Annotated in this window: 4 protein-coding genes; all 4 read left to right on the top strand. The window is 44.1% G+C overall.

All coding sequences use genetic code 11. The annotated features are described in order from the left end of the window. Positions 1–137: 137 nt before the first annotated feature. Genes DWZ47_RS13945 through DWZ47_RS13930 form a run of 4 tightly spaced genes read left to right on the top strand, consistent with a single transcriptional unit; the run spans position 138 to position 7,747 of the window. The gene (locus DWZ47_RS13945) at positions 138–1,454 is read left to right on the top strand and encodes an FAD-dependent oxidoreductase (RefSeq protein ID WP_117513555.1); all 1,317 of its coding nucleotides are present in this window, start codon (positions 138–140) and stop codon (positions 1,452–1,454) included. Between the two features lie 14 nt (positions 1,455–1,468). Next, positions 1,469–3,259: a sodium:solute symporter family protein gene (locus tag DWZ47_RS13940; protein WP_117513553.1), complete on the top strand. Its 1,791-nt coding sequence runs from the start codon at positions 1,469–1,471 to the stop codon at positions 3,257–3,259. A gap of 31 nt (positions 3,260–3,290) precedes the next feature. After that, positions 3,291–4,655, top strand: coding sequence for a BACON domain-containing protein (locus tag DWZ47_RS13935; protein WP_117513551.1), 1,365 nt, complete (start codon positions 3,291–3,293; stop codon positions 4,653–4,655). Positions 4,656–4,660: 5 nt separating this feature from the next. Beyond that, positions 4,661–7,747 carry a SusC/RagA family TonB-linked outer membrane protein gene (locus DWZ47_RS13930; RefSeq protein WP_004313405.1) on the top strand — a complete coding sequence of 1,029 codons (3,087 nt, stop codon included), beginning with the start codon at positions 4,661–4,663 and terminating at the stop codon, positions 7,745–7,747. Positions 7,748–7,771: the final 24 nt, after the last annotated feature.

The raw sequence follows: 7,771 nt of genomic DNA, 5'->3' as shown, positions 1-7,771 counted from the left end.
GAAGATTATTTATTCACAATAGAAGAAGTACCACCAAATTTGACGAAGAACCCCTCTTTTCTTATAAGTGCGGTCGAAAGCACATCAAAGTTTACCATCTATTTGAATTGGTAATAATTAAAGGATAAAAAACGGTCATGGACAAGAAAGTACGAAGTATAGAAATTTCGAAACGGGTTCCAATTGTGGGCAACTATGATGTAGTTGTCTGTGGTGGCGGACCAGCTGGTTTCATTGCGGCCATTGCGGCTGCTCGTAGTGGTGCGAAAACTGCTGTTGTGGAACAATATGGTTTTTTAGGTGGAATGGCTACAATGGGGCTTGTTACTCCTTTGAGTGTTTTCACCTATAATAATGAAAAGGTGATAGGCGGTATTCCATGGGAATTTATCGAACGGCTGGAGAAGATGGGAGGCTGTATCATTGAGAAACCTCTTGGCAATGTAGCTTTTGATCCGGAGCTTTACAAGCTTTTATGCCAGCAAATGATGCTGGAAGCCGGTGTGGATATGTATATGCACTCTTACTTAAGCGGTTGCCAGGCAAAAGACGGCAAAATATCCTGTATCCTCTTTGAGAATAAGAATGGGACAGAAGCCATCAGTGCCGATATGTATATCGACTGCACTGGGGATGGTGACCTTGCCGCTATGGCGGGTGTTCCGATGCAAACTGATGAATGTAAACCGCTGCAACCTCTTTCCACCTATTTTATATTAGGAGGTGTGGATACAGATTCGCCCATGATAATCGATGCCATGCACCATAATAAACAAGGGCAGAATTGTCATTGCATTGCAGTTCGTGAGAAACTTCTAGCAATGAAAGAGAAGCTTGGCATCCCCGAATTCGGAGGTCCTTGGTTTTGCACCACTCTTCGTCCGGGCGAAGTAACGGTTAATATGACCCGTACTGCAGGAAATGCCATCGATAATAGAAATTTTACCGCAGCGGAATGTCGCTTACGGGAAGACGTATTTAAAATAGCACGAATCTTTAAAGAGAACTTTGAAGAGTTTAAAAACAGTTATGTGACGACCGTCGCCGTACATGCCGGTATTCGTGAGACACGCCGTATCAAAGGTGTACATACCATTACAGAAGAATATGTGAATGCTTATAAATATCCTGATAGCATATCACGCGGCGCACACCCTATAGATATCCATGTGGCAGCAGGTGCGGAACAGAGCGTGACTTTCCTTAAAAAAGCGGCGTATGTACCTTATCGCGCTCTTATAGCTGAAGATTTTCCGAATCTGCTCGTAGCGGGACGCTGCATTAGTGCTGATAAGACTTCCTTTGCGTCACTTCGCGTTCAGGCAAGTTGTATGGGGGTAGGACAAGCCGCAGGAGTGGCAGCCGCACAATGTATAAAGGCAGGTGTGACCGTACAAAAGGCTGATATTGACAATCTCATAGAGGAATTGAAGAAACTAGGCGCAATTATATAAAGAAGAACCAGAATATGGAACAGTTAGATTATATTATTATTTTACTCTACTTTCTCGGACTGATTGCCGTGAGTGTTGTGATGTCCCGGAAAATTAAAAACTCCGAAGATATGTTTATTGCCGGGCGAAATTCTTCGTGGTGGCTGTCGGGAGTCTCTTCCTACATGACTATCTTCTCGGCAAGTACCTTTGTCGTTTGGGGAGGCGTTGCTTATAAATCAGGACTTGTTGCGGTAGTTGTTGCACTTTGTCTTGGCGTAGCATCGTTTATTGTCGGTAAATGGATCTCGGGCAAATGGCGGGAGCTACGTATCAAATCGCCGGGAGAGTTCCTTACCATCCGGTTCGGACACCGCACGGTAAGTTTTTACACGATTTCAGGAATTATAGCCCGTGCGGTACATACGGCAGTGTCTCTGTATGCGGTAGCGGTTGTGATGTGTGCATTAATCAAAGTCGATGGTGGCAGTATTTTTGCAAGTACAGGTATGATGGGCGATTCACCGATGGGTTACCTAAGTATCTGGTGGGCGCTTCTCATCCTTGGTGCCATCGCTCTTGGATACACCATTGCCGGAGGATTTCTTGCGGTACTAATGACTGATGTAATTCAGTTCGGAGTACTTCTGGCCGTGGTTGTATTTATGATACCTCTTTCATTTAACGCGGTAGGAGGCGTAAGTGCATTTATCGATAAGGCCAGTGAGATACCGGGATTCTTCTCGGGCACATCTTCGACCTATACATGGGGGTGGCTTTTACTGTGGATATTTCTTAATGTGTCCATGATTGGCGGCGACTGGCCGTTTGTACAGCGATACATAAGCGTGCCTACTACAAGAGACGCGAAGAAGAGTACTTATTTAATCGGAATTCTTTATCTCGTCACTCCTCTCATCTGGTATCTTCCTACCATGATTTATCGTGTGATGGAACCCGGACTTGCGCTTGATTTGGATGCAACCACAATGACTTTCAACGGCGAACACGCTTATGTGAATATGAGCAAACTCGTGCTTATGAAAGGAATGGTCGGCATGATGTTGGCAGCGATGCTATCGGCTACATTGAGTAATGTTTCAGGCATTTTGAATGTATATGCCAATGTATATACCTATGATATTTGGGGACACAAAGAGAAAAACCGTCAGGCAGATGAGAAAAAGCGTATCAAGGTAGGACGTCTCTTCACATTTGTCTTTGGACTTGTGATTATCGCTTTGTCAATGCTCATCCCGTTTGCCGGAGGTGCCGAAAAGGTGGTAGTAACTCTTCTTACTATGGTGATGTGTCCTTTATATATTCCGTCGATATGGGGACTGTTCTCGAAGCGGCTGACAGGCAACCAACTTATTTCTGCAATGATTCTTACCTGGCTCGTTGGTATTATGGCTCGCGTCATAATTCCCGCCTCCGTTATTAGTCCAAGTCTTATAGAGTCAGTTGCCGGTTGTGTACTTCCTGTACTTATCCTTGCAATCATGGAAGTTTGGTCGGCACGTAAAAAGTATGAAGACAATGGTTATCAAGCCATTTGTGAATATACTGATCCTGAAGCCGATCGCGAACCGACGTTAAAGGAGAAGAAAGCGGTATTAATCTATTCGCATTTGGCTGTTAACTGCTTCTGTATTACCATTGGTGTCGTTGCGCTCTTACTGATTGGTCTGCTTATTGCCGGCGATCCGAAGACCCTTGCGGTCAAAGGAATTGTGATAGGAAGTATCGTACTGATGATTGCCATGATACTTGCTTATGTGATATACAGAATTATATATGCAAGACGTCTGAAAATGTCTAGTTAGTCAATTATTAATAACCCTAAATACTAATCAAATGAATCTAAAGATGTTATTGTTTGCAAGTGTGTCGCTTGTGCTTTTTGCATCTTGTCATAACTCGGATGATCCGTATATGACACTCGCGACAAAGACACTTGATGTAGAAGCAGAAGGTGGACTTTTCACTGTTGACCTTTCATCTAATGTCTATTACAGAGTCAATAACGATTGTCAGACCGATGGAAGCGATAGCCATTGGGCAGTTGTTGATTCGCATGAGACACAAGGTGAGATTACTAAGTTTACAATCAAAGTCTCTGAAAATTCATCGACTAGTTCACGTGTCGGTGCCATTCGTTTCATTGGCGATGATGTAACTCCTCTAAAGCTGGTTATTACCCAAAAGATGATTGTTCCGAAAGGTATCAGTCCTACCACAGAATCGATTGACGCAACTACAACAGAATCCTCATTCAAAGTCTTTGGCGATAAGGAGTGGAAGGCTGTGTGTACAGATGCGGATGTGACCGTTTCTCCTGCAAATGGGGTAGGCGAATGTGATATTAAACTTACTTTCCCGGAGAACAAGACATTTGCCAAACGGACAATAAAAGTAACGGTAACCATCCAGGATGATACAGACTATACCTATACTCTTGTACAAGATGCTTTCTCGGGCATTTTGGCTGATTGGGACTTGAATAGTTTAACTGATAATACGAACGGAACATTTGCTGACGGTGAAGCTCAATCGGTATTTCCTGGAACCAATGGCAAGTCTATTGCTCCAAGTGCCGGAAGTGGTAAGATTGAGTATTGGGCGTGTGACCGGACGGATTATGTAGTGCAGAATGCCATATGTGAGCGTGCAGTGGGTGGTAATGGTGACCCGTATGTGTCAGGAGCCGTTCCCGGTGATTATTGGTATGTCTATGGGGATATGAAAGGTACGACCATTCCTGCCGGTACCAAGATACACTTCTATTTTGTGACCAAATTAGGAACGATGTGTTCCAACTACTGGATGATCGAGTTCAAGGATGGAGAAGAATGGAAACCAGCTCTTCCGACTTCGACTCTTCAGGAAAGTGCGACAGAGACACTGTCGGGTGCACCTATCAATTATTCGGCAACTATTACCTATAATTTTGCGGGAATGTTGCTCGATAACAAAAATAATGGCGCATATATCCCTGCCGAAGGAATATTTACCACGACTAAGGATATGGATGAGATTGTGTTACGGTTTGGACAGGCTGGTCGTTTATGTCTTAGCGGTGCCAAATATGCTGGGAAGTATATCGATTGCACACACGCAAGTGGCCAGACACGTTTTTCAGCGCAACATCCGAGTAATCCTGAAACAGGTGAGGCAATTAAAGAGTATAACCAACATGTATTGCTTGAAATCGTAGAATAAAGAGTATGAAAAAAAGTATATTAAGCCTGTTATTGGCATGTTTCCTGCAAATCAATCTGGCTTTTGCACAGAATGTAATGAAGGGTGTCGTTAGCGATGCCAATGGTCCTCTTGTCGGAGTGGTGATCCACGATAAAGACAATGCAAAAGGTACTACCTCCGATATGTCGGGAAAGTATGCGCTCAATGGCGCTGAATCAGGCCATACAATAGAATTCCGTTATCTTGGTTATGTGACCGAGACTGTGGTATGGGATGGTAAAAGTGTAGTAAATATAAAACTTAAAGAGGATGCTGTACAACTTGAAGAGACGGTTGTAATCGGCTATGGATCTGTAAAGAAGAAAGATCTTACAGGTGCGGTCGGGGTAATCAACAGTTCGCTTATCGAGAAACAGAGTACGTCTCAACTTTCACAATCTTTGCAAGGATTGATTCCGGGACTGACGGTTACCCGTTCGAGCAGTATGCCGGGAGCGAGTGCTACGGTTCAGGTGCGTGGTGTGACAACAATGTCTGATTCGAGTCCGCTTATCCTTGTTGATGGTATGATGGTTAGTAGCCTCGACAATATAGCAAGCGAAGATGTACAGCAGATTACTGTACTTAAAGATGCAGCTTCTGCATCCATCTATGGTGCCCGTGCTGCTGCCGGTGTTATCTTGATAACGACTAAGGAGGCAACCGAGGGACAGCTTTCGATCGGTTATAACGGAGAGATTTCGTTGTCTTCTCCTACCGAATTTCCGAAATTCCTGACCGACCCTTATCACTACATGACAATGTATAATGAATGGTCGTGGAACGATGCCGGTAATCCTGCGGGAGGCGAATTTGCCAACTATTCACAGGACTACATCGACAACTATGCTACCAACAACAGGTATGATCCCATTCAATATCCTATCTATGACTGGAAAGACGCTATTCTTTCGAATACCGCTATGCGCCATAAGCACAATTTAACCATGACGTATGGCAACAAGGTAATCAAGAGCCACACTTCCGCTACCTACGAAAATGCCGACGCTATTTATAAAGGTTCAAACCACGAAAGAATCTCTATCCGTTCGCGTAATAATCTCAAGATTAGTGATAAGCTCTCCGGTTCTATCGATTTCTCGGTACGTTATGCCACGAAAAATGACCCGACTTCCGGTAGTCCGATTCGTGCAGCTTATATGTATCCTTCCATTTATTTAGGGCTTTATCCGGACGGTCGTGTAGGTCCCGGTAAAGACGGCAGTCTTAGCAATACGCTTGCCGCCTTATTGGAAGGCGGAGAGAAGAAGACCGTATCCAACACAATGACCGGTAAATTCTCGTTGAGCTATAAGCCTATAAAAGATTTGACCCTTACTGCCAATCTGACTCCTACCGTCGGAACTGTTTCGATCAAGGAGATGAAGAAAGCCATACCTGTTTACGATGCATACGAAACCGATGTTATGCTGGGATATGTTTCAGGATATACTTCCAATTCGTTAAGTGAAGAACGCCGTAACATCAAATCATTGGAGAAACAATTCATCGCTACATACGACAAGACCTTCAGCAAGGTACATAACTTCAATGCCATGGTCGGTTATGAAGATTATAGTTATACGTATGAAACGATGTCGGGATCGACAAACGATATGTCTTTGTCTTCTTTCCCTTATCTTGATTTGGCGAACAAGAATGCTCTTGCCGTAGCCGGCAATTCTTATCAGAATGCATACCGTTCATTTTTTGGCCGTGTCATGTATAATTACGACAGCCGTTACTACCTCCAGCTCAATGCTCGTGAAGACGGATCTTCACGTTTTCACAAGGATCACCGTTGGGGATTCTTCCCGTCCGCATCGGTGGGTTGGGTCATCTCTAATGAGAAATTCATGCAAAACATAACCCCGATAAACTATCTGAAGTTCCGTGCCTCTATCGGTACGCTCGGTAATGAGCGGATTGGAAATTATCCTTATCAGACATACATTTCGTTCAATAATGCCATTATGTATGACAGTGCAGGTTCTACGCCCCAATCATCGATGTCCGCCGCTCAACAGGATTATGCGTATGAGAATATCCATTGGGAGAAAACACAGAGCTGGGATATAGGTGTGGATGCCGCTTTCTTTAACAATCGTCTTGACTTTAGCGCAGACTATTATTATAAGAAGACAACAGATATGCTCTTGTCAGTGGCAATCCCCTCGTTTACAGGTTATTCGGCACCTGACAGGAATGTAGGTAAAATGCATACCCGCGGTTGGGAAGTGAAACTCGGCTGGTCTGACCGTATCGGAGATGTAAGTTATGCGGTAAGTTTTAATATCTCTGATTACAAGTCTATAATAGATAATCTTAATGGCAAGCAGCAGTTTAACAGCGATGGTACTATTATTACTGAAGGTGCAGAATATAACTCCTGGTACGGATATAAGACTGCAGGTTTGTTCCAGACCGCAGAGGAAGTCAGTGAAAGCGCTCTGCTTTCGGCTTCTACCAAACCGGGTGATGTGAAATATGTAGATGTCAGCGGTCCGGACGGCACTCCTGATGGAATTATCAATGAGACATACGACCGCGTAGTGCTTGGCAGCTCATTGCCACACTATCTATATGGAGGTTCTATTAGTTTGGGCTGGAAAGGTCTCTCCTTCTCCTTACTCTTCAATGGTGTCGGGAAACAACTTTCACGCCTCACCGAAAGTATGATTCGCCCCATGCAGGGACAATGGCTTCCGGCTCCGTCAGTCCTTCTGAACGACAATGGCAGCCGTAATTATTGGAGTGTGTATAACACTGCAGAGCAGAACGCGGCAGCCAGCTATCCCCGTTTGAGCCATCAGGGCGGTGAATACAACAACTACAAAATGTCGGATTACTGGCTCAAGAGTAGTGCCTATATGCGTATAAAGAATATCAACGTTGGCTATACAGTTCCTAAAAAAATCGTCTCTAAAGTCGGAATCAAGGGACTTCGGGTGTACGTCAATATCGATGATCCATACTGCTTTGATAGTTATCTTTCGGGATGGGACCCTGAAGCAGGTGCTTCTACCTATATCACACGCACTTATACATTTGGAGTGGATATCAAATTCTAATGGAGTATGAAAAAATTACATAAT

This window comes from Bacteroides sp. AF32-8BH (assembly GCF_003435205.1).
In the GTDB taxonomy this organism is placed as follows: domain Bacteria; phylum Bacteroidota; class Bacteroidia; order Bacteroidales; family Bacteroidaceae; genus Bacteroides; species Bacteroides ovatus.
The sequence above is the reverse complement of the archived record's forward strand: the minus strand, read 5'-3'. Positions and strand labels throughout refer to the sequence as shown.

What these genes read in the sequence shown, in the direction of transcription:
- DWZ47_RS13940 (WP_117513553.1), top strand. Translation starts at nt 1,469, where the DNA reads ATGGAACAGTTAGATTATATTATTATTTTACTCTACTTTCTCGGACTG.
- DWZ47_RS13930 (WP_004313405.1), top strand. Translation starts at nt 4,661, where the DNA reads ATGAAAAAAAGTATATTAAGCCTGTTATTGGCATGTTTCCTGCAAATC.
- DWZ47_RS13935 (WP_117513551.1), top strand. Translation starts at nt 3,291, where the DNA reads ATGAATCTAAAGATGTTATTGTTTGCAAGTGTGTCGCTTGTGCTTTTT.
- DWZ47_RS13945 (WP_117513555.1), top strand. Translation starts at nt 138, where the DNA reads ATGGACAAGAAAGTACGAAGTATAGAAATTTCGAAACGGGTTCCAATT.